The organism is Pseudomonas sp. MMS21 TM103 (genome assembly GCF_022132145.1).
GTDB lineage: Bacteria > Pseudomonadota > Gammaproteobacteria > Pseudomonadales > Pseudomonadaceae > Aquipseudomonas.
Genome location: NZ_JAJISP010000002.1, coordinates 23,363 through 48,401 on the forward strand (window position 1 = coordinate 23,363; position 25,039 = coordinate 48,401).

At 63.5% G+C, this 25,039-nt stretch carries 18 protein-coding genes; 7 read left to right on the forward strand and 11 right to left on the reverse strand.

What is annotated here, in order from left to right; all coding sequences use genetic code 11:
• The first annotated feature begins 112 nt into the window (after positions 1 to 112).
• Positions 113 to 622 (forward strand): disulfide bond formation protein B, encoded by a 510-nt coding sequence (locus tag LJY18_RS07220; protein ID WP_238041151.1) that lies wholly within the window; start codon positions 113 to 115, stop codon positions 620 to 622.
• Between the two features lie 11 nt (positions 623 to 633).
• On the opposite strand, the gene LJY18_RS07225 is transcribed toward LJY18_RS07220, so the two are convergent.
• Positions 634 to 1,368 (reverse strand): SDR family oxidoreductase, encoded by a 735-nt coding sequence (locus LJY18_RS07225; protein WP_238041152.1) that lies wholly within the window; start codon positions 1,366 to 1,368, stop codon positions 634 to 636.
• Positions 1,369 to 1,732: 364 nt separating this feature from the next.
• Between LJY18_RS07225 and LJY18_RS07230 the strand changes: the two genes are divergently transcribed.
• Positions 1,733 to 2,740 (forward strand): TRAP transporter substrate-binding protein, encoded by a 1,008-nt coding sequence (locus LJY18_RS07230; protein WP_330872720.1) that lies wholly within the window; start codon positions 1,733 to 1,735, stop codon positions 2,738 to 2,740.
• A gap of 74 nt (positions 2,741 to 2,814) precedes the next feature.
• On the opposite strand, the gene LJY18_RS07235 is transcribed toward LJY18_RS07230, so the two are convergent.
• The 3 genes from LJY18_RS07235 to LJY18_RS07245 form a co-directional block, all read right to left on the reverse strand.
• Positions 2,815 to 4,356 (reverse strand): response regulator, encoded by a 1,542-nt coding sequence (locus LJY18_RS07235; protein ID WP_238041153.1) that lies wholly within the window; start codon positions 4,354 to 4,356, stop codon positions 2,815 to 2,817.
• 17 nt (positions 4,357 to 4,373) lie between these two features.
• The gene (locus LJY18_RS07240) at positions 4,374 to 4,733 is read right to left on the reverse strand and encodes an Hpt domain-containing protein (RefSeq protein ID WP_238041154.1); all 360 of its coding nucleotides are present in this window, start codon (positions 4,731 to 4,733) and stop codon (positions 4,374 to 4,376) included.
• A 65-nt stretch (positions 4,734 to 4,798) separates the two neighbouring features.
• Positions 4,799 to 8,377 (reverse strand): response regulator, encoded by a 3,579-nt coding sequence (locus LJY18_RS07245; protein WP_238041155.1) that lies wholly within the window; start codon positions 8,375 to 8,377, stop codon positions 4,799 to 4,801.
• Between the two features lie 191 nt (positions 8,378 to 8,568).
• Here LJY18_RS07245 and LJY18_RS07250 point away from each other — a divergent pair, with 191 nt between their 5' ends.
• Entirely contained in the window at positions 8,569 to 9,420 is an 852-nt protein-coding gene (locus LJY18_RS07250) for a transporter substrate-binding domain-containing protein (protein ID WP_238041156.1), read from the forward strand.
• Positions 9,421 to 9,424: 4 nt separating this feature from the next.
• Here the strand turns inward: LJY18_RS07250 and LJY18_RS07255 are convergent, their stop codons facing one another.
• The 7 genes from LJY18_RS07255 to sohB all read right to left on the reverse strand — a co-directional run bounded on the left by LJY18_RS07255 (position 9,425) and on the right by sohB (position 21,504).
• Positions 9,425 to 10,891 (reverse strand): efflux transporter outer membrane subunit, encoded by a 1,467-nt coding sequence (locus LJY18_RS07255; RefSeq protein ID WP_238041157.1) that lies wholly within the window; start codon positions 10,889 to 10,891, stop codon positions 9,425 to 9,427.
• Positions 10,888 to 13,995, reverse strand: a complete 3,108-nt coding sequence (locus LJY18_RS07260; RefSeq protein ID WP_238041158.1) for an efflux RND transporter permease subunit — start codon at positions 13,993 to 13,995, stop codon at positions 10,888 to 10,890. The genes LJY18_RS07255 and LJY18_RS07260 overlap by 4 nt, the downstream gene beginning before the upstream one ends.
• Positions 13,992 to 17,084, reverse strand: coding sequence for an MdtB/MuxB family multidrug efflux RND transporter permease subunit (locus LJY18_RS07265; RefSeq protein ID WP_238041159.1), 3,093 nt, complete (start codon positions 17,082 to 17,084; stop codon positions 13,992 to 13,994). Before LJY18_RS07265 ends, LJY18_RS07260 begins: the two co-directional genes overlap by 4 nt.
• The gene (locus LJY18_RS07270) at positions 17,081 to 18,292 is read right to left on the reverse strand and encodes an MdtA/MuxA family multidrug efflux RND transporter periplasmic adaptor subunit (RefSeq protein ID WP_238041160.1); all 1,212 of its coding nucleotides are present in this window, start codon (positions 18,290 to 18,292) and stop codon (positions 17,081 to 17,083) included. The genes LJY18_RS07265 and LJY18_RS07270 overlap by 4 nt, the downstream gene beginning before the upstream one ends.
• 156 nt (positions 18,293 to 18,448) lie before the next feature.
• A complete protein-coding gene (tpx, locus tag LJY18_RS07275) occupies positions 18,449 to 18,949 on the reverse strand; it encodes a thiol peroxidase (protein ID WP_238041161.1) in 501 nt (166 codons plus the stop codon).
• A gap of 461 nt (positions 18,950 to 19,410) precedes the next feature.
• Positions 19,411 to 20,403 carry a YhdH/YhfP family quinone oxidoreductase gene (locus LJY18_RS07280; RefSeq protein ID WP_238041162.1) on the reverse strand — a complete coding sequence of 331 codons (993 nt, stop codon included), beginning with the start codon at positions 20,401 to 20,403 and terminating at the stop codon, positions 19,411 to 19,413.
• An 81-nt stretch (positions 20,404 to 20,484) separates the two neighbouring features.
• Complete coding sequence (sohB, locus tag LJY18_RS07285; protein ID WP_238041163.1) at positions 20,485 to 21,504, reverse strand: protease SohB; 1,020 nt, start codon at positions 21,502 to 21,504, stop codon at positions 20,485 to 20,487.
• A 213-nt stretch (positions 21,505 to 21,717) separates the two neighbouring features.
• On the opposite strand from sohB, the gene LJY18_RS07290 reads away from it, so the two are divergent.
• The 4 genes from LJY18_RS07290 to LJY18_RS07305 all read left to right on the forward strand — a co-directional run bounded on the left by LJY18_RS07290 (position 21,718) and on the right by LJY18_RS07305 (position 24,917).
• A complete protein-coding gene (locus tag LJY18_RS07290; RefSeq protein ID WP_238041164.1) occupies positions 21,718 to 22,428 on the forward strand; it encodes a histidine phosphatase family protein in 711 nt (236 codons plus the stop codon).
• Positions 22,429 to 22,484: 56 nt separating this feature from the next.
• Entirely contained in the window at positions 22,485 to 22,799 is a 315-nt protein-coding gene (locus tag LJY18_RS07295) for an SCP2 sterol-binding domain-containing protein (RefSeq protein ID WP_238041846.1), read from the forward strand.
• A gap of 205 nt (positions 22,800 to 23,004) precedes the next feature.
• Complete coding sequence (locus LJY18_RS07300; protein WP_238041165.1) at positions 23,005 to 24,072, forward strand: phosphotransferase family protein; 1,068 nt, start codon at positions 23,005 to 23,007, stop codon at positions 24,070 to 24,072.
• A gap of 77 nt (positions 24,073 to 24,149) precedes the next feature.
• Complete coding sequence (locus LJY18_RS07305) at positions 24,150 to 24,917, forward strand: SDR family oxidoreductase (protein ID WP_238041166.1); 768 nt, start codon at positions 24,150 to 24,152, stop codon at positions 24,915 to 24,917.
• Positions 24,918 to 25,039: the final 122 nt, after the last annotated feature.

Genomic DNA, 25,039 nt, shown 5'->3' on the forward strand with positions numbered 1-25,039 from the left:
CGAGGGTTTCAGCCGGCACCATAGCGCGCACGTCGACCAACGTTATCGCTCGCGATAGAACCACGACGTGGCAACCGCTTCAGGCCACTTCCAGCTTCCCACGGAATTTCACATGACCCGCCAGAAACCCATCATTGCGCTGCTCTCGATCATCACCGTTGCCTGTTTCGCCATGCTTGGCGGTGCGTTGCTCTTGCAGCACCTGTTCGGCTGGGAACCCTGCACCCTGTGCGTGCAGATCCGTTTGTGGCTGCTATTGGGCGGCACGCTCAGCCTGCTGATCATTGCCGCCGAGGCTGTCGGGCAACGCTGGTTGACCCTGATATTCTGGCCCCTGTTGCTGGCCGCAGGCTTTATGGCGGTGTTCGACAATACCCATCTGGTGCTGATCGAAACCGGCATCATGGAAAGTTTCAGCTGCTCCCCCTTCCCGTTCTATGCCTTCTACCTGCCCCTGCATGAGTACCTGCCCGGGGTATTCATGAGCGCCGGCGTTTGCGGGCAAAACGACTATGCAATCCTCGGCATATCCTTCACCAACTGGACGTTGCTGAGCGTCACCCTGCTGTTTGCATTGATGTTGTTTGTGGCGTGGCGTGCGCTCGGCAAAGCCAGGGGCTAGCCGCTGCTCGGCTAGACGATGCCGCCATTGACCCGCAGCGTCTGGCCGTTGACCCAGCCGCCCTGCGCGCTGACCAGAAAGGCCACGACACCGGCGATGTCCTCGGGCGTCCCCAGGCGCTCCAGCGGCGGTTGCTTGGCCAGGCGCTCGACCTGCTCGACGGATTTACCCTTGAGGAACAGCTCGGTCGCCGTAGGTCCGGGGGCTATGGCGTTGACGCAGATCCCCCGCCCGCGCAGTTCCTTGGCGAAGATTGCGGTGAAGATTTCCACCGCCGCCTTGGACGCGGCGTATACCGAATAACCAGGCAGCGCCAAGCCAACCACGCTGGTGGAGAAATTGACAATGCGCCCGCCATCGCGCAGGTGCTTGGCCGCCAGCCGCAGGGTATTGAAGGTGCCCTTGGTGTTGATCGCGAAGATTCGCTGGTACAGCGCATCGTCGCTGTCGGCCAGGCTGACCATGCCGGGCTGGATGACGCCGGCGTTGTTGATCAGGATATCGATACCCCCGAACTTCATCTGCGCCTGGTCGAACAAGGCTTCGACCGCCACCGAATCGCTGATGTCGGCCAGTACGGCATAGGCCTGACCGCCCGCTTTGACGATTTCGTCGACCACACGCTCGGCCTCCGCGGGCTGTGCGGTGTAATTCACCACCACACTGATGCCGTCGGCGGCCAGGCGTTTGGCGATGGCAGCGCCAATACCCCTTGAGGCGCCCGTGACTATGGCTACTTTTGACATGCTGACTCCTCCGATGAGGGCAACTCGCGCTGCTCAGGCTGTAACTACTGGTATAGCTGTGATCGGCGCGGGACGTTCAACCGACGGTCACGCGAGAGACGGTGCCGCCATGCACGGCCACGGCGAAACCAGCGAATAACCGCTCATCCATAGACCGAAAAGGCGTAAAGCCGCCAGCCCATGCGAACTGGATCACAGACCTGCGGCGGCGATGCCAGGGCTGCACGGCACCCGCATGGTTGGCACAGGCATTGCGATACACGGCGAGTGCTGGACGGGTCGCCACCCGCCGCTCTAACCACGGATGCCCCGCCGGTTCATGCCTGTAGGTGCAGACCGATCAATAACAAGAAAGGAAAGCCAGATGTTCAAGTCGATCTTCACCATGGCCGCCTGCGCCCTGGTGCTAACTTCTGCCAGCGCTTATGGCGCACCAACGCACAACCCCATCCTGGTCAAGTTCTCCCATGTGGTCGCCGACAACACGCCCAAGGGCCAGGGCGCCCTGCTGTTCAAACGCCTGGTCGAAGAGCGCCTGGATGGCAAGGTCAAGGTCGAGGTCTACGCCAATTCCTCACTGTATGGCGACGCCAACGAGCTGGAGGCACTGCGCAACAACGAGGTCCAACTGCTGGCGCCTTCGCTGGCCAAATTCGAGAAGTACACCAAGCAACTGCAGGTGTTCGACCTGCCCTTTCTGTTCGATGACCTGAACGCGGTCAACCGCTTCCAGAAGCGCGCCAAGGGCCGTCAATTGCTACGCGTCATGGAGGATCGGGGCATCGTCGGCCTGGCCTATTGGCACAACGGCATGAAGCAGCTGTCGGCGAACAAGGCGCTGCTGGTGCCAGGCGATGCGGCAGGCTTGAGCTTCCGTATTCAGCCCTCCAGCGTGCTCAAGGCACAGTTCCAGCAGCTACACGCCACAGCCCAAGTCCTGCCCTTCGCCGAGGTCTTCGCCGCCTTGAAGAGCGCCAAAGTACAGGGCGCGGAAAATCCCTGGTCGAACATCTACAGCAAGCAATTGCACAACGTCCAACCCTTCATCACAGAAACCAATCACGGCGTGCTGGACTACATGCTGGTGAGCAACCCACGCTTCTGGTACGCCATTCCCCATCAGATCCGCAGCGAGCTGGAAGGCATCATCGACGAAGTGACCTACGCGGTGAACAAGCAGGCCGAAGCCGCCAACCAGGCCGATCGCCAGCGCATCGAGACCTCGGGAAAAAGCCGATTGATCACCCTCGATGATCAACAACGCGCGGCCTGGCGCCAAGCCATGCAGCCGGTGTGGCAGCAGTTCGAGCAGGAAATAGGTGCCGATGTGATCAAGGCGGCGCAAACCGTCAACCGCAAGCAGCGCAACTGACCCGACGGACAAGCACCGCCGGGCCTGCGCCCTTTGCTCACTAGCCGCGATTAGCGGCATGAGGCGGTGACTCGCTAGGCAATCGGTTCGCTCGGCGCGGCCCCGCTGGCGGTCCGGGCCGGGAGCGAGGGATCGCTGCCCTCCGCCTGGTGCTTGGGTTCGACCAGGATCAGGCCGACGACCATCAGCCCGAGGGATAGCCAGGTCCAGGCCGACAGCTGTTCGCCCAGCAGCAGCATGCTCCAGGCAATGCCGGACAAGGTGATCGCATAGGCATTCTGGCTGGCGAAAACCGAGCCGGTGGTCGCCACCAGGTACAGGAGCAGGACGCCGCCGAGGACGTTGGCGCCTGCAATCAGCAGCACAGCCAGTTCCAATCCCCCTGGTGCAAGCCCCAGCGGCAGGTAGTCGTCGCTGAGTACCACGATCGGCAGCAACAGCAGGGTCGCCAAGGCCATCATCAGGCCCACGGCGGCCACCCTGTCGACGCCATCGAGGACATCGCTGGCGAACATGATGTCCTCGATCGCGTAGACCAGCGGAATCGCCATGGCCACCAGCAGCCAGCCCCAGTTGGCCAGATGATCGCCGTTGCCGCCTGGGATGATGATCAGCAGGATCGCACACAAGCCCAGGCCGAGGCCGACCAGGCGCTTCGCATTGGGCTGTTCGATGCGCATCAGCGCGGCAAAAGCAAACACCATGAAGCCTTCGAGGACGATGACGATGGAGATGAGCGAAGCCGGCAGCTTCTCCGCCACCCAATAGATCAGCGTATGGCCGATGACACCCCCCAGCAGCGCCCAGGCCAACAGATAGCGCGCCAGGGCCAGGCTGAAACCCGGCAGGCGACCGCGCGCCATGGACAGCCCCAGGCAAACCACCGCACCTAAGCCGTTGATCCAGAGCGCCAGCCCGAACGGGTGGGCATCCTCGATCGCCACCATGCGCGCCAGCGGCGCGATCAGGCCCCACAGCGCGCCGACTGCCAGCAGCACCAGGCTGCCCTTGAGCGTGCGGATGTTCTGCCGCAGACGCAGTTCGCGTTGATAGACCTGCTCGGCCATGCCGACGAAGACCCGCGCCAGCCGGCCCAGGGCGTCGTCGCGCGCGGCCACCTCCTGCAAGCCGAGGCGGCCGGGGTTGCAGCTGCCGGCCTCGAGAATGGCCGCGGCATCGGTCAGCCTCTCCACCTGCTGCAGGTACTCGACCTCCAGATCGCGCAGCCGCTTCTTTTCCAGACAGGCGTTGACCCTGGCCCGCAACAGCACCGGGTCGAAGGCCTTCGGCAGGAAATCCTCGGCACCCAGTTCGATGGCCCTGACGACGCTGGCCATGTCGTCGTCCAGCGAGGAAATCACGATCACCGGGATGTCGCGCAGGTGCTTGTCCGCCTTCATCCGCGCCAGCACCTCGAAGCCATCCATCTGCGGCATGACGATGTCCAGCAGCACCAGATCGAAGGGCTGCGTCTGCAGCAATTCCAGCGCCGCAGCGCCCTGTTCGGCGGCCTCGGCGACGTGACCCAGGGTCTTGACCGCCAGGGTCATCTTCAACCGGCTGGTGCCCTGATCGTCGACGACCAGTACCCGTCCGCTCTCCTTCTGCGCGGCCATGCCGCCCTCCTCATTCGTCAGCACAGGCTGCGCTTGTAGTCAGCCAGGGCACTCATTGCTGCGGGATAAGCCTCGGCAATCGCCGCCAACAGGCGCGCAGCGGTCGTCAGGTCGCCGTCGCGGCAATGCTGTTCGGCGCTGGCACACAGGGCCGAGAGTTCGCCGGCGCCAAAGTCGCGGGCACCAGACTTGAGCGAGTGCGCCGCACGCCGGAAGTCATCCAGGTTGTTGCTGGCGCTGGCGGCCCGCATCGCCTGCAGGAGGACCGGAGCTTCGGCTTCGAAGCTGTCGATCAGTTCCACCAGCGCTGCCGGGTCGCCACCGATGATTTCCAGCAGCCTGTCGAGGGCTGAACTGTCCAGAACGGTCTTCATCATCTGCCCTCCCCATCCAGTTGACATAAGCATAGCCAGTCGAGCACGCGTGACCTTTCGCGCCGAGCTCAGCCCGCAGGATCGCGGCGCAGGTGTTCGACGGCCTTGCCCAGACAACTGACCAGCTCGTTGGGACGCAGCGGCTTGCTCAGGTAGTCGTCCATGCCGGCCGCTCGGCAGCGTTCGCTGTCGCCGACCAGGGCATTGGCGGTCACCGCGACTATGTAGGGACGGCCAAGTTCAGGGCGCTGACGTATCTGCCGAGTGGCCTGCAGACCATCCATGACCGGCATTTCCACGTCCATCAGCACCAGGTCGTAGGCCTGTCGCTGCAGCGCTTGCAGCGCCTGCTCACCGTTCTCGGCAAAGTCGGCCGTGTAGCCGAGGCGCCCGAGTACCATGCCCCCCAGCTTGCGGTTGGTCGCGTTGTCATCGACCAGCAGGATGCGCAGCGGCAACCTGCTCGCCATCTGTCCATCGTGCTCGGCCGGCACGCGCTTGGCCGGTGCCGACGGCGCATGCGCCAGAATGCCGAGCAAGGCATTGAGCAGGGCCGATGACTTGATCGGCTTGGCCAGCACGGCAGCGAAGCCGATTTCGCCGATTTCGCCCTTCAACTGGGCATCCAGCGGCACCAGGGAGCCGAGCAGCACCAGCGGCAATTGCAGCGCCCCGGCGGCACGCAGCCTGCGCGCCAGTTCGATGCCGGTCATTTCCGGCATGTGCAGGTCGAGGATGGCCAGATCGAAGCCTTGGCCCTCGCCAATCCAGTGCAGCGCCTCGGATGGCTGCCCCGTCGACTGCACCTGCAGCCCCCAGCCCTGCGCCTGCAAGGCAAGGATTCGCCGGTTGGTCGCGTTGTCGTCGACCACCAGCAGACGCTTGCCGTCGAGCCCCTGCATCTCGACAGGGTCAGCCTGACTCGGCGCCGTCGCGTGCTCCGCTCGAAGGGTGAAATGGAAGGTGGTTCCAGCGCCCTCGACGCTTTCGACCCAGACACGGCCGCCCATCAGCTCGACCAGACGCTTGCTGATGGCCAGTCCCAGCCCGGTGCCGCCGTAGCGCCTGGTGGTCGAGGCATCGACCTGGCTGAACGACTTGAACAAGCGGTCCATGCGATCCGAAGGAATCCCGATGCCGGTGTCGCGCACGGCAAAATGCAACATCACCGCGCCTTTGCCCTGCCCGGCTTCAGCCGATTCGACGCCAGCGGGCTCGACGCTCAGGACGATCTCGCCCTGCTCGGTGAACTTGATCGCGTTGTTCAGCAGGTTCAGCAGTATCTGGCGTAGCCGCGTGCTGTCGGCCAGCAGCCGCTCGGGGGTGCCCGCCTCGATCACACAGGCCAGTTCGAGGCCCTTCTGCGCCGCTTTCGTCGCCACCAGATCGATCGCGCTCTCCAGGCATTGACGCAGGTCGAACGGCTGAGGGTCGAGTTCCAGCTTGCCGGCCTCGACCTTGGAGAAGTCGAGGATGTCGTTGATGATGGTCAGCAACGCTTCGGCACTGGCGTTGATGGTCTCGGCGATCTCCCGTTGCTCGGCGTCCAGCTCGCAACCCAGCAGCAGATTGCTCATGCCGATGACCCCGTTCATCGGCGTGCGTATTTCATGGCTCATGGTGGCGAGGAAACTCGATTTGGCCTGATTGGCCGCCTCCGCTGCCTCCTTGGCTTCCTGCAGAGCGGCCTCGGCCTGCTTGAGCCCGGTGATATCCTGGGCCGACACCATCACGCTCGACCAGTCCGCTTCGGGCTCGTCCGGCAGCTGGTAGGTCGCGATCACGAACAGCTCCGCGCCATCCATGCGCCGGTCCGGGCAATCGATGACGACCCGCCGGCGACCGGCGCAGAACTGGTGCATGGCTTCGAGGCAAGGCTCGCGGAACACTCCGCCGTGCAGTTCCACCATGTAGCCGTGCAACGCGGCATGATCGGGCGCCCGATAGAGCTTGAGCGCCGCCTCGTTGAAGTCCTTCCAGTGGATGCTGTGCGCGAGCGAGTCCAGCAGCCCGGCATGCGCGTGCAGGTGCGTACGCAGATCGTCGACGCCGCCACGCTGCAGGTCCTGCAATAGCGGCTGCAGGGCCGACCAGTCCTCCTCCCAGATGGCATTGGGCGCGGCATCGAACAGGTGCTGAAAGCGCACCGCGCCTTCGCGCATGGCCTCTTCGGCCTGCTTCAGCTCGCTGATATCGGAATACACCGCGACCGTGCCGCCGTCATCGGTGCGCCGCTCGCTGATTCTGACCCAGCGCCCATCCCCAAGCCGCAGGACATATGGCAGGCCAGGTCGCCGATGCTTCTCCAGGCGCTGGGCCAGCCAGTTCTCGCCCTCGCCTGGAGCCAGCGCGATCAACCCGCGGGCCAACGCCGTACGCACGACCTCCTCGAAAGGCATGCCCGGCTGCAACTCGCTGCCGCCGCTGTGCATCATGCTGGCATAGCGCGAATTGTGCAGGACCAGCCGGTCATCGGCGTCATACAGGGCAAACCCGTCGGAGATACTCTCGATGGCGTTGGTCAGGCGCAGCTGGCTGCTGCGGACCTGTTCGTCGCGGCGATTGATCTCCTCGGCGAAGTGGACGAAGGCACCGGCCATCTCGGCGATCTCGTCGCGCCCGTCTGCCAGCTGGTAGGCAATGTCCGGCAGCTCTTCGCTGAGCATGCTGTCACGCAGGGACTTCAGCCTGCGCACCACGGCCAGCTGGATGTACAGGGCGGCGGCAATGGCACAGAGCGCGCCGACGCTGGCGAGGCTCTGCAACAGCAAGGCGCGGGTCGAAATCCGCTGGCTCTGCTCACTGTTCTGCTTGGCAATGTCCACACGCACACTCTCCATCAGCGTGCTGACGGCATCGATCATCTGCTGCGCGGTACCTTCGTTCTGTTCCAGCAGCGCCCGCAGTTGAGTGTTCAGTTCGAGTATCTCGCGCAACGACCCCAGCGCCCCGGTGGAGTCCAGCATCGCTGCAACCAGGCGCGCATGACGCTGCAGGTCGGCGGGCCGGGCCCCGGGCGCGGCCGGCTCGGCGCGCTGCAAGAGACTGCGTACACGCCTGCTCAGGCGATCAATCTCCTGGCTGTCGGTCGCCGCCAGGGCCGTGAACAGCAAGGCGTCGCTACCGCTCAGATGTTCGCGCCAGACAGTGGTCGTGGGATCCGCTGCCGCCTCGGCCTGGATCGCGGCAATGCTCAGCAGAGCCTGGTGCAGCCGGCCCTCCGCCGCCGCCTTGGCGAAGATCGCTGTCGACAGACGGTCAATGTTATCGAACAGCAGGGCAGAGGAAGACTTGATGGTCGCCAGGCTGTCACTGGGGCCAACCACGCTACCGAGCTGCTCAATCAGCTTCTGCAGGCTTTCCTGCTGCAGATAGACCTGCAGGGAAAACTGCACCAGGGACGTCTGATCCAGGCCCTTGGCGAACAGCTTGGGGGCGAAACCGGCAAGTGCCTCGCTGCTCTGGCTCAGGCGCGCGGCGGCGATCAGCGAGTCTGTCTGGGTCGAGGCCACGCGGTCGAAGATCCGATGGATGTCCTTGAGCGAGAAGGCCGCGAGCAGGCCATTGACCAGCGTGAGCAGGCACAGGATGCCGACGATCGTCATCAGCGTCTTGCCAACTCCCAGGCTCGGCAAGCGGAATTGCATTCTAATGCTCCTCGCGCACGGCTGGCGGTCGGACGGGCTGGAGGCCGCCGGCTCAAAGTGCCGTTGACTTCTCCCCGGATGGGTATTCACTGAATGACGCTAGCCAACAAAACGCTGCCTCGCCAACAGCCCCCGCGGCGATCAGCGGGGTGATGTGCGGGCCCACCGGCGTTAGGCAGAGAGGTACCCGTATGCGCATCGCAAGCATTGGCATTCGCCTGCTGCTTCCCCTCATCCTGGGAGCGGCTCTCGCGGGGCCGGCCATGGCGGGAGAGGTGCTCGACCGGGTGCTGCAATCCGGTGAACTGCGGATCCCCAACGAACCGGGCTGGCCGCCCTACTCATTCATCGATGCGCAGGGCACCTACACCGGGTTCGACGTCGAGGTCGCCCGGGAGGTTGCCCGGCGCCTGCAGGTGCAGCTCAAGGTCGTCGATAAGCCGGACGGCTCCCACTACACCTGGGATGAGCAGACCGCCGGCAACTGGAACGGGGCCTATGACGCGGTGATCGGCAGCATGACCCCCACCGCCAAGCGCGACGAGAATCTCGACTTCCCGGTGATCTATTACTACGCAATCGGCTCGCTTGCCGTGCACCGCGACAACCACAGCATCCAGACGCCGAGCGATGCCAGCGGCAAGCGCATCGGCGTGCTGCTTGGCGCCAACTACGAATACTACGTGCGGCGCCAGGCCTTCGGCATCACCGGCATGGAACCGGTCGCCTACCTGATCGACAACCCCGTCGTGCGCACCTACGAGATGGAAAGCGATGCCTTCGATGCCTTGGCCAAGGGCGATGGCGTGGAACTCGACGCGGTCATCAACTACTTGCCGGTGATCATGGATCTGATCAAGCAGGGCAAACCGTTCAAGGTGGTCGGCAAGCCGCTCTATCGCGTGCCGCAAGCCGTGGCGATCGAGCCGGGCGATGCGGAGTTCGCCGCACGCCTGCGCGAGGTGGTCGAGGCGATGCACCGCGACGGCACGCTCAGCGCGCTGTCGGAAAAGTGGGTCGGCTTCGACATGACCCGGCAGTAGGCGCTCAGGGCATCTGCAGCCCCTGCCAGCCCCCACCCAGCGCGGCGATCAGCTGCACGCTGGCGGTCAGGCGGCTGCCGAGCAGGGTCAGGTTGCTGCGTTCGTTGCTCAAGGCGGTGGCCTGCACGTTGACCACGCTGTTGAAATCGACGGCACCGGCGCGGTACTGGTTCTCGATCAGGCGCAGGGACTCGCGGGCAGCGTCCAGTGCCTGCTGTTGCAACACCGCTTCCTGTTCCAGCACCCGCAGCTGCACCAGGTAGTCTTCGACTTCGCGGAAGCTGTCCAGCACGGCCTGACGGTATTGCGCGACCGTCTGGTCATAGGCGGCTTCGCTGCGCTCCAGCTCGGCGCGGCGGGCGCCAGCGTCGAACAGGCTCAGCGCCAGATCCGGGCCGAGCGACCAGAAGCGGTTGGGCAGGCTGACCCAGTCGGCGAAACTGCTGCCGCGGTAGCCGCCCGTGGCGGAGAGGGTCAGATCCGGGTACCAGGCGGCCTCGGCCACGCCAATCTCGGCGTTGGCGGCGATGACCCGGCGCTCGGCAGCGGCCACGTCCGGACGCCGTTCCAGCAGTTGCGACGGCAGCGCCACGGGAATCGCCGGTAAGGCCGGCAATTGCTCACGCGCGGCGATGCTCAGCTCGCTCGGCGGCACCCCGATCAGCACGGCGATGGCGTGTTCCAGCTGGGCGCGCTGCCACTTCAGGTCGATGGCCTGGGCTTCGGTACTCCGCAGCTGAGTCAGCGCCTGGCTGACGTCGGATTTCGGCACTATGCCGGCGTTGTACTGGTTTTCGCTGAGGCGTAGCGAACGCGCGTAGGCGGCCACGGTGGCATCGAGCAGGCGCTGCTGATCGTCCAGCACGCGCAGCTGCAGGTAAGTCTTCACCAGCTCGGCCTGCAGGCTGAGCTTGAGCGCGGCCAGATCGGCGGCGCTGGCCGCGAAACCGGCGCGGCTCGACTCCAGCGAGCGGCGCAGCTTGCCCCAGATATCCAGCTCCCAGGCGGCGTTCAGGCTCAGGCCGTAGCTGTTCGAAATGCTCGACGCAGTCGAAGCGCTGGCGCTGGCCGCGCCTGAGGGGCCCAGGCTGCTGTCGCCGCCCTGCCCGGCCCGGGTCACTCCGGCGCTGCCCGACAAATTTGGATAGAAGGCCGCCCGGGCGCCACGTACCAGCGCACGGGCCTGGCGATACTGGGCCTCGCTGGCGGCGAGGGTCTGATTGGACAGGTTGAGGCGAGCGACCAGGGCATTGAGTTCGGCATCGCCGTACAGCTCCCACCAGGCCCCGCGCTCCAGCGCATCGCCGGGCGCTGCGGCGGTCCACCCTTCGATCTGCTTGAACTGCAGCGGGGTGGCCAGTGGCGGGCGTTGGTAATCCGGGCCGATGGTGCAGGCACCAAGGCTCAGGCTCACGGCCAGTAGCGTGGCCACGCGGGTGCCGCGAATGCCGATAACAGATGAGAGGCTCATAGCGGAGTTTCCAGGGCAGCGTCGGTACGCACGCCACGCCAACGGTTGACCCGGTGGCGCAGGCGATCGAAATACAGGTAGATCACCGGGGTGGTGTAGAGCGTCAGCAACTGGCTGAGAATCAGCCCGCCGACGATGGTGATGCCCAGCGGCTGGCGCATCTCCGAGCCTTCGGCACTGCCCAACACCAGCGGCAGGGCGCCGAGGATCGCCGCCAGGGTGGTCATCATGATCGGCCGAAAACGCAGCAGGCAGGCGCGGCGAATCGACTCCTGCGGGCTCAGCCGCTCCTGGCGTTCCAGCTGCAGGGCCAGGTCGATCATCAGGATGGCGTTCTTCTTGACGATGCCGATCAGCAGGAACAAACCGAGCAGCGAGATCAGGCTGAATTCGATGCTCATCAGCTGCAGGGCAAGCAAGGCGCCGACCCCGGCCGAGGGCAAGGTGGACAGGATGGTCAGCGGGTGGATATAGCTCTCATAGAGCACGCCGAGGACGATATACACCACCCCCAGCGCCAGCAGGATCATCCACGGCTGGCTCTGCTGGGTCTGCTGGAAGGCGCCGCCGGTGCCGCCGAGCCGACCTTGTACGGCTGTCGGCAGGTTGAGCCGCGCCACCGCCCGTTCGATCGCCACGCTGGCCTGTTCCAGGCTGACGCCTTCGGCCAGGGCGAAGCCGATGTTCTCCGCCGCGAACTGACCCTGGTGGTACACCCGATCCTCTTCCAGGCTGCGTTCCCAGCGGGCGAAACTCGACAGCGGAACCCGGGCGCCCGCGGCGGTGATCAACTGGATCTGCGCCAGCGCCTCGGGGTGCTGGGCGTATTGCGGATTGACTTCCATCACCACGCTGTACTGGTTGAGGCTGTCGTAGATGGTCGACACCTGACGCTGGCTGAAGGCGTTGTTGAGCACCCCGGTGACCATGGCCATGTCCACGCCCAGGCGCTTGGCCGCATCGCGGTCGACCAGCAGGCGGATCTGCTGGGTGCCATCGGTTTCCTTGGCGTCGATATCGGTCAGCTCGGGCAAGCCGCGCAGCGCTTCGCGCACTTTCGGCAGCCAGATGCGCAACTGCTCCAGGTCGCCGGACAGCAGCATGTATTCGTTCTCCGAGCTGCGTCCTTCGCGCCCGCCGATCTGCAGGTCCTGATCGGGCATGAGGAACATCCGCCCGCCGGGAACCTTGGGCACCGTGCGGCGCAGGCGATTGATCACGGCCTGGGCAGACAGCTGGCGCTCGCTCAGCGGTTTCAGCCGCACGATTATGAAGGCGTTGTTGATCCCGCCCGAACCGCCGATAAAACCGGCCACGCTCTCCACCGCCGGATCGGCCAGCAGCGCGCGGCGGAAGATTTCCATCTTCGGCTGCATGACCTGGAACGACAGGCCGTCGTCGCCCCGCACGAAACCGATCAGCTGGCCGGTGTCCTGTTGCGGCAGGAAGGTCTTGGGCACGCTGACGAACAGGAACACATTCAGCGCGATGGTCGCCAGCAGGCTGAACAGCATCAGCAAGGCGTGCTGCAAGGCCCAATCCAGGCTGCGCTGATAAACGCCCAGCACCCGCGTTTGCACGCGCGCGCCCAGGCGTTGCATGGCATTGGCCGGCCGCTCGGACTGTTCGGCCTTCAGCCAGCGCGCGCAGAGCATCGGCGTCAGGGTCAGCGACACCAGCAGGGAGATGACGATGGCCACCGCCAGGGTGATGGAGAATTCGTGGAACAGCCGTTCGACGATGCCACCCATGAACAGGATCGAGATGAACACCGCGACCAGCGACAGGTTCATCGCCAGCAGGGTGAAGCCCACCTCGCGCGCGCCCTTGAAGGCGGCGGCCATGGGCGCGGCGCCGGCCTCGATATGCCGGGTGATGTTTTCCAGCACCACGATGGCGTCGTCCACCACCAGGCCGGTGGCGATGATCAGTGCCATCAGCGACAGATTGTTCAGCGAGAAGCCCAGCAGGTGCATCACCGCGAAGGTGCCGACCAGCGACACCGGCACCGCCAGAGCCGGGATCAGCGCCGCGCGCCAGCGGCCGAGAAAGGCGAACACCACCAGCAGCACCAGAACCACGGCAATCGACAGGGTGCGCTCGGCCTCGTGCAAGGTGGCGCGGATCACCGGCGAGCGGTCCATCGCCACTTGCACCGTGACGCTAGCCGGAATCACCGCACGCAGCGTCGGCAACAGCTGGCGGATGCCGGCGATGGTTTCGATGATATTGGCCCCGGTCTGGCGATTGACCACCAGCAACACCGCCTGTTCGTCGTTGTAGAAACCGCTGTTGTAGCGATCCTCCACCCCATCGCTGACCGTCGCCACATCGCCCAGGCGCACGGCGGCGCCATCCTGGTAGCGAATGATCAGCGGCAGGTAGTCGGCGGCTTTCTCCAGCTGGTCGCTGGCCTGCACCTGCCAATGGCGGTCGCCCTGTTCCACCGCGCCCTTGGGCCGCTTGGCGTTGGCTGCGGTGATCGTCTGGCGCACCTCGTCCAGGGCAATGCCGTACTGGTCGAGCAGGCGCGGTTCGAGGGCCACCCGCACCGCCGGCAACGAGCTGCCACCGATGCTCACCTCGCCGACGCCGCTCACCTGGGAGAGCTTCTGCGCCAGGATGGTCGACGCCACATCATAGAGCTGGCCCTTATCCAGCACCTCGCTGGTCAGCGACAGCACCATGATCGGCGCCTGCGACGGGTTGACCTTGCGGTAGCTCGGCATCGTGCGCATGCCGCTGGGCAGCAGCTCGCGCGCGGCATTGATCGCCGCCTGCACCTCGCGGGCGGCGGCGTTGATGTCCTTGTCCAGATCGAACTGCAGCATGATCCGCGTATTGCCCTGACTGCTGCGGCTGTTCATCTGGCTGATGCCGGCGATGGTGCCGAGCGAGCGTTCCAGCGGTGTGGCCACGCTCGACGCCATGATCTGCGGGCTGGCGCCCGGCAGGCTGGCCTGCACCGTGATGGTCGGGAAATCCATCTGCGGCAGCGGCGCCACCGGCAACAGGCCGAAGCTGACGCCGCCGAGCAGGAGGATCGCCAGGCTCAGCAGCAGGGTCGCCACCGGCCGGCGGATAAAGGGCGCCGAGAGGTTCACACCAGCACTCCCGCTGCGCTACGCCCACTCAGGCGCCGCGACAGGCGGTCGAAGTACAGGTAGATCACCGGCGTGGTGAACAGCGTCAGCACCTGGCTGAACAACAGGCCGCCGACCATCACCAGCCCCAGTGGCTGGCGCAGCTCGGCGCCGGAACCGCTCGCGAGCATCAGCGGAATGGCGCCGAACAGTGCCGCCAGGGTGGTCATCAGGATCGGCCTGAAGCGCAGCAGCGCCGCCTGATAGATCGCCGCCTCGGGCGTCATGCCCTGGTGGCGCTCGGCGTCGAGGGCGAAGTCGATCATCATGATCGCGTTCTTCTTGACGATGCCGATCAGCAGGATGATGCCGATGATCGCGATCAGACCGAGCTCATTTCCGCTCAGCAGCAACGCCAGCAGCGCGCCGACCCCGGCCGAGGGCAAGGTCGAGAGAATGGTGATGGGGTGGATATAGCTCTCGTAGAGCACGCCGAGGACGATGTACATGGTGACGATGGCCGCCAGGATCAGCAGCAGGGTGCTCGACAGCGAGGCGCGGAAGGCCTCGGCCGCGCCCTGAAACTGGCTCTGCACCCCGTCCGGCAGACCGATGTCCTGCTCTACCCGCTCGATCACGGCCACCGCCTCGCCGAGGGACACCCCTGCAGCCAGGTTGAACGACAGGGTCGCCGCCGGAAACTGACCGATATGGTTGATCAGCAGGCTGGCGGCGCGCTCGTCGATGCTCGCCAGCGACGACAAGGGAATTTGCCCGCCGTCGGCCGTGGCCACATGGATCTGGCGCAACGCGGCCGGGCCGATGCTGCCGGCGTTCTGGCTTTCCAGCACCACCCGGTACTGGCTGGCCTGGGTAAAGATGGTGGAGATCTGCCGCTGGCCGAAGGCGTCATACAGCGCGTTGTCGATATCGGCGATGCTCACACCGAGGCGCGAGGCAACGTCCCGATCGATCTGCAGGAACACCTGCAGGCCGCGACTTTGCAGGTCGCTGGCTACATCGTCGAGTTGCGGCTGCTGACGCAGCGCGGCGACCAGCTTGGGCACCCATTGCTCCAGCAACGCCTGATCCGGCGACTCCAGGCTGAACTGGAACTGGGTGCGGCTAACCCGGTCCTCGATGGTCAGGTCCTGCACCGGCTGCAGGTACAGCTCGATGCCGGGCAGTCGGGCCAGTTGCGGGCGCAGGCGCTCGATCACCTGGCTGGCGCTGACGTCGCGCTCGGCATGGGGCTTGAGGTTGATCAGCAGACGCCCGCTGTTGAGGGTCGGATTGTCGCCATCCACGCCAATGTAGGACGACAGGCTGACCACCGCCGGATCGTCCAGGATCACCTCGGCCAGGCGCTGCTGGCGCTCGCTCATGGCCGCGAAGGAAATCGACTGCGGCGCCTCGGAAATGCCCTGGATCACCCCGGTGTCCTGCACCGGAAAGAACCCCTTGGGCACGGCCAGGTAAAGCAGCACGGTCAGGCCCAGGGTGGCGATGGCCACCAGCAGGGTCAGCGGCTGACGTTTGAGCACCCACTGCAGCCAGATGCCGTAGCGCGCGATCATGCCATCGATAACCGCACCACTGGCCTTATAGAAACGCCCCTGCTCCGCCTCCGGCTCATGCTTGAGCAGACGTGCGCACATCATCGGCGTCAGCGTCAGCGACACCAGCAGGGAAATCAGGATGGCCACCGTCAGGGTGATGGCGAACTCGCGGAACAGTCGGCCCACCACATCGGCCATGAACAACAGCGGAATCAGCACGGCGATCAACGAGATGGTCAGCGAGATCAGGGTGAAGCCGATCTGCCTGGCGCCCTTGAGCGCCGCATTCAGTGGGGTTTCGCCCGCTTCCAGGTGGCGGGCGATATTCTCCAGCATGACGATGGCGTCGTCGACCACGAAGCCGGTGGCGATGGTCAGGGCCATCAGGGTCAGGTTGTTGACGGTGAAGCCGGCCAGGTACATCACGCCGAAGGTGCCGATCAGCGACAGCGGCACGACGATGGAGGGAATGATCGTCGCCGCCAGCTTGCGCAGAAACAGAAAGGTCACCAGCACCACCAGCAGCACCGCCAGCAGCAACTCATGTTGCACGTCCGTCACCGCCGCGCGAATGGTCTGGGTGCGGTCGGTCAGCACGCTGACCTCGACATTGGCCGGTAAGCCGGCGGTGAGGCTGGGCAGCAAGGCCTGGATCCGGTCGACCACCTCGATCACATTGGCGCCGGGCTGGCGCTGCACATTGACCAGTACCGCTGCGTTGCGGTTGGCCCAGGCCGCCAGGCGATTGTTTTCCGCACCGTCGATGATCTCGGCGACATCCTTCAGGCGCAGCGCCGCGCCGTCCTGATAATTCAAGATCAGCTCGCGGTATTCGTCCGGCGATTTCAGCTGGTCGTTGGCATCCAGTTGCGAGACCCGGGTCGGACCGTCGAAGTTGCCCTTGGGCTGGTTGACGTTGCTCGCGGTGATCAGGCTGCGCACATCCGCGAGGTTCAGGCCATAGGCAGCCAGGGCTTGCGGATTGACCCGGATGCGTACCGCCGGGCGTTGGCCGCCGGCCAGGGTGACCAGGCCGACGCCACTGGTTTGCGCCAGCTTCTGCGCCAGGCGGGTATCGACCAGGTCGAAGACCTGCGGCAATGGCATAGTGGCCGAACGAATCGCCAGGGTCAGCACCGGGGTGTCCGCCGGGTTGACCTTGTTGTACACCGGCGGCGCCGGCAGATCGGCGGGTAGCAGGTTGCTCGCACCGCTGATTGCCGCCTGTACCTCCTGCTCGGCGACGTCCAGTCGCACCTGCAGATTGAAGCGCAGGGTGATCACCGAAGCGCCAGCGGAACTGCTCGAGGACAGTTGCTGCAAGCCCGCCATCTGGCCGAACTGGCGCTCCAGCGGCGCGGTCACCGCGCTGGTCATCACGTCCGGGCTGGCGCCGGGATACAGGGTCAGGACGCGAATGGTCGGGTAATCCACCTCAGGCAGCGCCGACACCGGCAGCATTCGGTAGGCGATCAGGCCGCTGAGGAAGATCGCCAGCATGATCAGGGTGGTGGCGACCGGGCGCAGGATGAACAGGCGGGAAGCGTTCATGCGTCTGCCGGAGTCCGCACGCTGGTTTGCTTGGCGGTCGGTGCCTGGCCTTCGCCGACCACCTCGACTGCGCTGCCATCACGCAGGCGGTCGGTACCCTCCAGCACCAGGCGTTCGCCCACGGCGACCCCCTGCTCGATCAGCGTCATCTGGCCATTGCTCGGCCCCGCCACGATCGGCCGTATCTGCACCTTGTCTTGTTCATCGATCACATAGACGAAGGTGCCGCGCGCGCCGAACTGCAAGGCCGCTGCAGGAATCAGCAGGGCCTGTTCGCGAGTCTCCACCAGCAGGCGGACGTTGACGAACTGATTGGGAAACAGCAGCTCTTCGGCATTCTCGAAGCGGGCCTTGAGCTTGACCGTGCCGGTGGCCGTATCGATCAGGTTATCCAGGCTGTCCAGGTACCCTTCGGCCATTTTCAATTTATCGCTGCGGTCCCAGGCCTCGACGTGCAAGCGCTGCCCCGCCCTGAACTGGCGCAGCACCGCCGGCAACTCGGCCTCGGGCAAGGTGAACATCAGGGAAATCGGCAGGGTCTGGGTAATCACCACCAGCGGCAATGTATCGCCGGACTTGACCAGGTTGCCGCGATCCACCTGACGCAGGCCGAGACGCCCACTGATGGGTGCGCGCACCTGGGTGAAGTCGAGGTTCAGACGCGCCTCGGCGACTGCGGCCTGATTGCTCTTGAGGGTGCCGCGGTACTGGCTGACCAGGGCCTGCTGAGTGTCGAGGGTCTGTTTGGCGATCGAGTCTTCGGCGTACAGACCACGGTAACGGGCCAGGTCCAACTCGGCATTGCGCAACTGCGCCTGATTTTCCTGCTGCACCCCCAGGGCCTGTTGCAGGGCCACTTCATAAGGCCGCGGATCGATCACTGCGAGCAGATCACCGGCCTTGACCCGCTGACCATCCTCGAACAGCAACTTGACCAGCTCACCGTCCACCCGGCCACGCACATTGACCGTGTTGTAGGCAGTCACGGTGCCCAGGGCTTTCAGCTCGATCGGGAAACTGCCTTGCGTGACAGTCGCCACCCGCACCGGCACCGCACCACCATCGCCCCAACGACTGCCGGCCTGGCTCTGCGGTTTAGCGGGCCAGAACCACCAGATCAGCACGAGCAGAAGCGCCAACAAAACCAGGCCAACCAGCCATTGGCGTGACTGCTTAGCGGTACGGGGGATTGCAGTTGTTTCAGGCATGGCAGGATCACTTCCTTGGAATGCCTGAACGATAAGCAGTGTCAGGCATGAAGCAAAGCCTCTTTACCGGCTATTTACCTCCAGCTGACGTGCTAAGCCCCTGAGCCACAACTGAAAACGGCCTCCAAGGGAGGCCGTCGGCTGTGTTGCCGGGTATTACTTGAGGACGCTCAGCGCCGCCTCGTAATTCGGCTCGTTGCCGATCTCGGCAACCAGTTCGCTGTGCAGGACCTTGTCGTTCTCGTCCAGCACCACCACGGCGCGGGCGGCGACACCGGTCAACGGGCCGTCGGCGATGGCGACGCCGTAGTCCTTGAGAAACTCACTGCCACGCATGGTCGACAGGTTCATCACGTTTTCCAGGCCTTCGGCGCCACAGAAGCGCGCCTGGGCGAATGGCAGGTCGGCGGAGATACACAGAACTACCGTGTTATCCAGCTTGCTGGCCCCGGCGTTGAAGGTACGTACCGAGGTCGCGCAGGTCGGGGTGTCGATGCTTGGGAAAATGTTCAGGACTTTGCGCTTGCCGGCCAGACTGGCCAGGCTGACATCGGCCAGGCCAGCACCGACCAGGGTAAATGCCGGGGCTTGCTGGCCGGGTTGTGGCAGCTGACCAGCGACTTGTACCGGATTGCCATGCAGGGTTACTTGAGTCATGGAGACGTCCTCTTTTGTCGGGGGAGTAAAAGCGAAAGCAGAGTTAAGCATGCCAGCTATGAAAAAACTCCGAAACACAGGGCTTTATCCTGGCACTGCCCAGCGCGTAATAAGGCTAACCCATTCAACCCGCACATCAGGGCCAGCTTGCTGACGCTAGTCGTAGCAGACAACGTTTTGCAAATACCGCCAGGCCCGCACACTTGCCCTGCCGACCTGGGCCAACAACTCGCGGTATGGCAGTGGGATCCCTGGGCAAGGCCGACAGCGCAGCCGTCGACTGGAACAGCCCAGACGGTGCGACGTAGCGGTGAGGGCCGAGGTCGGCGACAAAGCAGTATTGCGCGCCGAGATCACTATCTACGTGAGCCGCGCCTGAAATGCGACGGCCCGGAACAACCGGGCCGTCGTTGGCATTCGAACAACTGCCGGTCGCAGGTAACAGAACCAGGCAGTATTTCTCAGTCCACCCGGACCAGCACCCGGCCAACCAGCTTGCCGGCGATTATCTGGCCGATGGCCTCAGGCAACTGCTGCAGGCTGACTTCAGTCACCAAATGCTCGAGGTCGTCGAGCTTCCATTGCAGCGAGAGTTTGTCCCACATGGAGGCTTTGACCACCAGCGGCAGTTCGACCGAGTCGACCCCCAACAGGTTGACCCCACGAAGGATGAACGGCAGCACGCTGCCCTTGAACGCCACCCCAGCAGTCAACCCGCAGCAAGCGGCGCTGCCACCGTAGCGCAGCGACTTGACCACATTGAACAGAATATCGCCGCCGACGGTATCCACCGCCGCAGCCCATTGCTCCTTGAGCAGCGGACGCTCCGCACCTTCCTGCAGCTCGTTGCGCGGGACTATCTGTCGTGCGCCCAGGCTCTTCAGAAACTCGCCCTGCTCGGCCTTGCCGGTAGACGCCGCCACGCTGTAACCAAGCTTGCTCAACAAGGCCACGGCAACGCTGCCAACGCCTCCGGTCGCCCCCGTCACCAGGACAGGTCCGGCATCCGGGAGCACGCCGGCTTGCTCCAGTTTGGCGACGCAGAGCGCCGCAGTCAGACCCGCGGTACCCAGCACCATGGCCTCACGCAGGGACAAGCCTTGCGGCCGTTTCAGCGCCCAGGCCGACGGAATCCGAATATATTGAGCAAAGCCGCCCGCGGTATTCATGCCCAGGTCATAGCCGGTCACGATCACTTCATCGCCCACGCTGAATTCGGCGACACTAGAGTGCTCGACCACACCCGCGGCATCGATGCCTGGCGTATGCGGAAAATGCTTGGTCACGCCACGATTACCAGTGGCGGACAGGGCATCCTTGTAGTTCAAGGACGAGTAGCGAACCCGGATCAACAGCTCGCCGGCCGGCAGTTCGTTGATAGTGCGCTGGACAATCGCTTGTTCGAACTCGCCCGTCGCACTTTCGCGGGCCTGCAGTGCTGTGAACATGGTCATCTTCATCCCCTAGGGTAAAAGTGGATTATCAGGCTGTTGGAAAACGACCTGCGTGGCCGATCCTGCGTTGCACATGGCTTGCTACCAGAAACGCTGCTGATTCAGGCGGCTTAGCCAATTCAAACTGAAACGATCCAAGGCTACGCTGGCCGCCAACCCGACACGCTCCTGCAAACTTTTCTTCTCAACGTAGTGCAAGTGAAACAGCTCAGCCTGCTTGGCCCGTTCAGCCAGGTATTCGTCGCTGGTCTTGAGTTCATCGACCAGTTGTTTTTCCAGCGCGGCCAGGCCCAGCCAGACTTCGCCGGTGGCGATGTCGTCGATGTCCAGTTGCGGCCGATAGCGGGCAACGAAGTTCTTGAACAGCTCATGGATGACTTCCAGGTCTTCCTGGAATTTCTCCCGACCCTTCTCGGTATTTTCGCCAAAGACGGTCAGGGTGCGTTTGTACTCGCCAGCGGTAAGCACCTCGAAATCGATGTCGTGCTTTTTAAGCAGGCGGTGCACGTTGGGCAACTGGGCAACCACGCCGATGGAACCGAGCATGGCAAAGGGCGCGGAAATAATCCTCTCACCGATACAGGCCATCATGTAGCCGCCGCTGGCCGCGACTTTATCGATGCAGATGGTCAGCGGGATGCCGGCCTGGCGAATACGCACCAGTTGCGAGGACGCCAGGCCATAGCTGTGCACCATGCCACCGCCGCTTTCCAGGCGCAGCACCACTTCATCCTCAGGTGTAGCCAGGCTCAGCAAGGCGGTAATTTCATGGCGCAAGCTGTCAGTGGCCGATGCCTTGATATCGCCATCGAAGTCCAGGACAAATACGCGCGGCTTGTGCACCCCGGCTTTCTTCGCCAACTTGTCTGCCTTGGCCTCTTCCTTGTGCGCTGCCTTGAGTTGGCCCTTGTCCAGCACGGCCTGCTCGAGTCGTTGGCGCAGCTGCTTGTAGAAATCGTTGAGCTTGTCCACCTGCAACTGCCCGCCAGCGCGGCGACCCTTGCCGCGTGCTGCAACTGCTGCCGCCAGAATCACCAGAACAGCCACTACCAGCGTTACCGTTTTGGCCAGAAAGGCCGCATATTCTGCGAAAAACTCCACGCATGTCCCCTCAATTATTCATTGCAGCGCACAGCGCCTGTCAGCGCTCATTGCAATCAAGCATACCGACGCCACCGGCTGCCGACCAGTTGCCTGCCGTGCACGCATGAATGACAGCCCATAAATTCAAACAAGCGTATGTTTTTTCGTTGACAGGTCTGCACGATCCTCATACGCTCGGCGAACTTTTACCGAACCAGGGCAGTGGCTAACGTGGGCAGCATTTACCTGATCAGACATGGCCAAGCTTCATTCGGCGCCGCTGACTACGATGTGCTATCACCCGTCGGGATTCGTCAGGCTGAAGTGCTGGGCGCCCACCTGGCTGATCTCGGTATTCGCATCGATCGCAGCCTGAGTGGCGCATTACGCCGCCAACAGCACACCGCCAACGCGGCAATGAGCCAGTTGAGCAACAGCGGCCAAGCCATTCCTGAACTGCACGTGGATGCCGCCTTCAACGAATTCGATGCCGATGCGGTGATCCACCGCCTGCTCCCCGGTCTGCTGGACGATGAACCCGAAGCCCTGCATGTGCTGCGCAACGGGGCACAGAACCGCGCCGAGTTCCAACGCCTGTTCTCATTGCTGATCGGCCGCTGGATATCCGGCGAACACGACCAGCCCGGCCTGCAAAGCTGGCAGGCATTCGTCGAACAGGTCCAGGGTGGACTGACCCGCCTGCTGCAACAGGCCGATAGTAAGCAGAACATCGCGATCTTCACCTCAGGCGGTACCATCACCGCATTGTTGCAGTTGATCACCGGCGTCCCGGCGGCCAAGGCCTTCGAATTGAATTGGCAAATCGTCAACACGTCACTGAGCTGCCTGAAATTTCGCGGCAGCCAAGTGAGCCTGGCTTCCTTCAACAGCCATGTGCATTTACAGCTGTTGAAGGAGCCGGAACTCATCACCTACCGCTGAGTACCGGCCTACCGCGCCCATAAGGGCGCGTGAAAACCCTGAAAACAAAGGAAGACATCATGAGCGTTGCAGACATCATCAATACCATGCAGTCCAAGTTCAATGCCTCTGCCGCTGCGGGTCTGGACCTGGTGTTCCAGTTCAACATCGAAGACGGTGAGAACCACTACCTGGTCGTCAAGGACGGCACCTGCGACGTCAAGCAAGGCGATGCCGACAACGCCAGCGTGACCCTGATCATGGACAGCGAAACCCTCAAGGGCATCACCAGCGGCGAGACCGATGGCATGCAGGCCTTCATGGCCGGCAAGCTGCGCGCCGAAGGCGACATGATGTTGGCCATGAAGCTGGGTGAGCTGTTCCCGGTCTAAGCATCATTGCAGTAGCCTCAGCGTAAAACCGGAGCCCCGTGCTCCGGTTTTTTTTCGCCTGCAGACTTGCCTGCAGATCGATCAGGCTGCTTGATTAAGCGGCAACACGATCGTCTATAACGACGTGTATTGCTTGTTACGGCCAGGGTGCAGTATTAGATTGACCAATAATCTAGGGTACCCATTATAAGTAGAAGGGATAAGCATGGCGCTTACTGACCAGTCCACTCGCATCCGCGAGGGCGAAGAGCTCGACTCTGCGATCATCGATCCGTACCTCAAGGCGCATATACCCGGCCTGACTGGCGAGCCACGGATCAGCCAGTTCCCCGGCGGCGCTTCGAACCTGACCTACCTGATCGAATATCCCGAGAAGGAATTCGTCCTGCGTCGTCCGCCCTTTGGCCACAAGGCCAAATCCGCTCACGATATGGGCCGCGAATACCGCATTCTCAACCAGCTCTACGAGGCCTTCCCCTACTGCCCGAAAGCCTATGTGCACTGCACGGACGAATCGGTGATCGGCGCCGAATTCTATGTAATGGAACGGGTCAACGGCATCATCCTGCGCTCCGACATGCCGGCCGAGCTGAACCTCGATGCCGACAAGACCCGTCAGCTGTGCAAGAGCTTCATCGACAAGATGGTCGAACTGCACAACGTCGACTACGCCGCTTGCGGTCTCGGCGACCTGGGTAAACCGGAGGGTTATGTAGAGCGCCAGATCGGTGGCTGGAGCGCTCGCTACGAGAAGGCTCTGACCCCTGACGCGCCATTGTGGGAGCCGGTCAAGGCCTGGCTGAAAGACAAGATGCCGGCCGACCACCCCAAATCGGCCATCGTGCATAACGATTACCGCTTCGACAACGTGATCCTCGACCCGCAAAACCCGATGCAGATCATCGGCGTGCTCGACTGGGAGCTGACCACCATTGGCGACCCGCTGATGGACCTGGGTAACACCCTTGCCTACTGGATCGAGGCCGACGATCCCGCGCCGGTGCAAATGATGCGCCGTCAGCCAAGCAATGCGCCCGGCATGCTCAGCCGTCAGGCGTTCGCTGACTACTACGCCGAACGCTCCGGCATCGACATCAAGAGCATCGACTTCTACTACACCTACGGCCTGTTCCGCCTGGCCGGGATCGTGCAGCAGATCTACTACCGCTATTACCACGGCCAGACCCAGGACAAACGTTTTGCGCAGTTCATTCAAATGAACAAACTGCTGGAGCAGATGAGCCTTCAGGTCATCAACAAATCGCAGCTGTAATTAAATGGCCCGGGGCTGGTTGATTGGATCGATTAACCCCTGCCGCGAACTCAGTACCTTTGAACAAGGGGAACCACATGTCCAAGACCCACCTGTTTGACCTCGACGGCAAGATCGCGTTCGTATCCGGCGCCAGCCGCGGAATCGGCGAGGCCATCGCCAAGCTGTTGGCTCAGCAAGGTGCCCACGTGATCGTCTCGAGCCGCAAGATCGATGGCTGCCAGGGCGTCGCCGACGCCATCATCGCCGACGGCGGCAAGGCTACCGCGATGGCCTGCCATATCGGCGAAATGGAGCAGATCACCAACGTGTTCGCGCAGATCCGCGAGCAGTTCGGTCGCCTGGACATCCTGGTCAACAACGCAGCCACCAACCCACAGTTCGGCAACGTCCTGGAGACCGACCTGTCGGCCTTTCAGAAGACCGTCGATGTCAATATCCGCGGCTATTACTTCATGTCCATCGAAGGCGGCAAGCTGATGAAGGAAAACGGCGGTGGCAGCATCGTCAATGTCGCCTCGATCAACGGCGTATCCCCAGGCGAAATGCAGGGCATCTACTCGGTGACCAAAGCCGCAGTGATCAGCATGACCAAGGTCTTCGCCAAGGAATGCGCGCAGTTCGGCATTCGCTGCAACGCCCTGCTGCCAGGCCTGACCGACACCAAATTTGCCTCCGCACTGACCAAGAACGATGCCATCCTCAACCTGGCGCTGCAGCGCATCCCACTCAAGCGCGTGGCCGACCCGAGCGAAATGGCCGGTGCCGTGCTGTACCTGGCCAGCGACGCCTCCAGCTACACCACCGGCGTGTCACTGAACGTCGACGGTGGCTTCCTGTCCTGATACGGATCAGGCGGGCATGCAAAGGGACCTTAGGGTCCCTTTTTGTTGCTATGCCCTGAACGCGGCGCATACGGCACGCCACAGCGGCGATAGAAGCAAGCAGCGCTTCCTCCCTGGATGCT

What these genes read in the sequence shown, in the direction of transcription:
- LJY18_RS07220 (WP_238041151.1), top strand. Translation starts at nt 113, where the DNA reads ATGACCCGCCAGAAACCCATCATTGCGCTGCTCTCGATCATCACCGTT.
- LJY18_RS07225 (WP_238041152.1), bottom strand. Translation starts at nt 1,368, where the DNA reads ATGTCAAAAGTAGCCATAGTCACGGGCGCCTCAAGGGGTATTGGCGCT.
- LJY18_RS07230 (WP_330872720.1), top strand. Translation starts at nt 1,733, where the DNA reads ATGTTCAAGTCGATCTTCACCATGGCCGCCTGCGCCCTGGTGCTAACT.
- LJY18_RS07235 (WP_238041153.1), bottom strand. Translation starts at nt 4,356, where the DNA reads ATGGCCGCGCAGAAGGAGAGCGGACGGGTACTGGTCGTCGACGATCAG.
- LJY18_RS07240 (WP_238041154.1), bottom strand. Translation starts at nt 4,733, where the DNA reads ATGATGAAGACCGTTCTGGACAGTTCAGCCCTCGACAGGCTGCTGGAA.
- LJY18_RS07245 (WP_238041155.1), bottom strand. Translation starts at nt 8,377, where the DNA reads ATGCAATTCCGCTTGCCGAGCCTGGGAGTTGGCAAGACGCTGATGACG.
- LJY18_RS07250 (WP_238041156.1), top strand. Translation starts at nt 8,569, where the DNA reads ATGCGCATCGCAAGCATTGGCATTCGCCTGCTGCTTCCCCTCATCCTG.
- LJY18_RS07255 (WP_238041157.1), bottom strand. Translation starts at nt 10,891, where the DNA reads ATGAGCCTCTCATCTGTTATCGGCATTCGCGGCACCCGCGTGGCCACG.
- LJY18_RS07265 (WP_238041159.1), bottom strand. Translation starts at nt 17,084, where the DNA reads ATGAACGCTTCCCGCCTGTTCATCCTGCGCCCGGTCGCCACCACCCTG.
- LJY18_RS07270 (WP_238041160.1), bottom strand. Translation starts at nt 18,292, where the DNA reads ATGCCTGAAACAACTGCAATCCCCCGTACCGCTAAGCAGTCACGCCAA.
- tpx (WP_238041161.1), bottom strand. Translation starts at nt 18,949, where the DNA reads ATGACTCAAGTAACCCTGCATGGCAATCCGGTACAAGTCGCTGGTCAG.
- LJY18_RS07280 (WP_238041162.1), bottom strand. Translation starts at nt 20,403, where the DNA reads ATGACCATGTTCACAGCACTGCAGGCCCGCGAAAGTGCGACGGGCGAG.
- LJY18_RS07300 (WP_238041165.1), top strand. Translation starts at nt 23,005, where the DNA reads ATGGCGCTTACTGACCAGTCCACTCGCATCCGCGAGGGCGAAGAGCTC.
- LJY18_RS07305 (WP_238041166.1), top strand. Translation starts at nt 24,150, where the DNA reads ATGTCCAAGACCCACCTGTTTGACCTCGACGGCAAGATCGCGTTCGTA.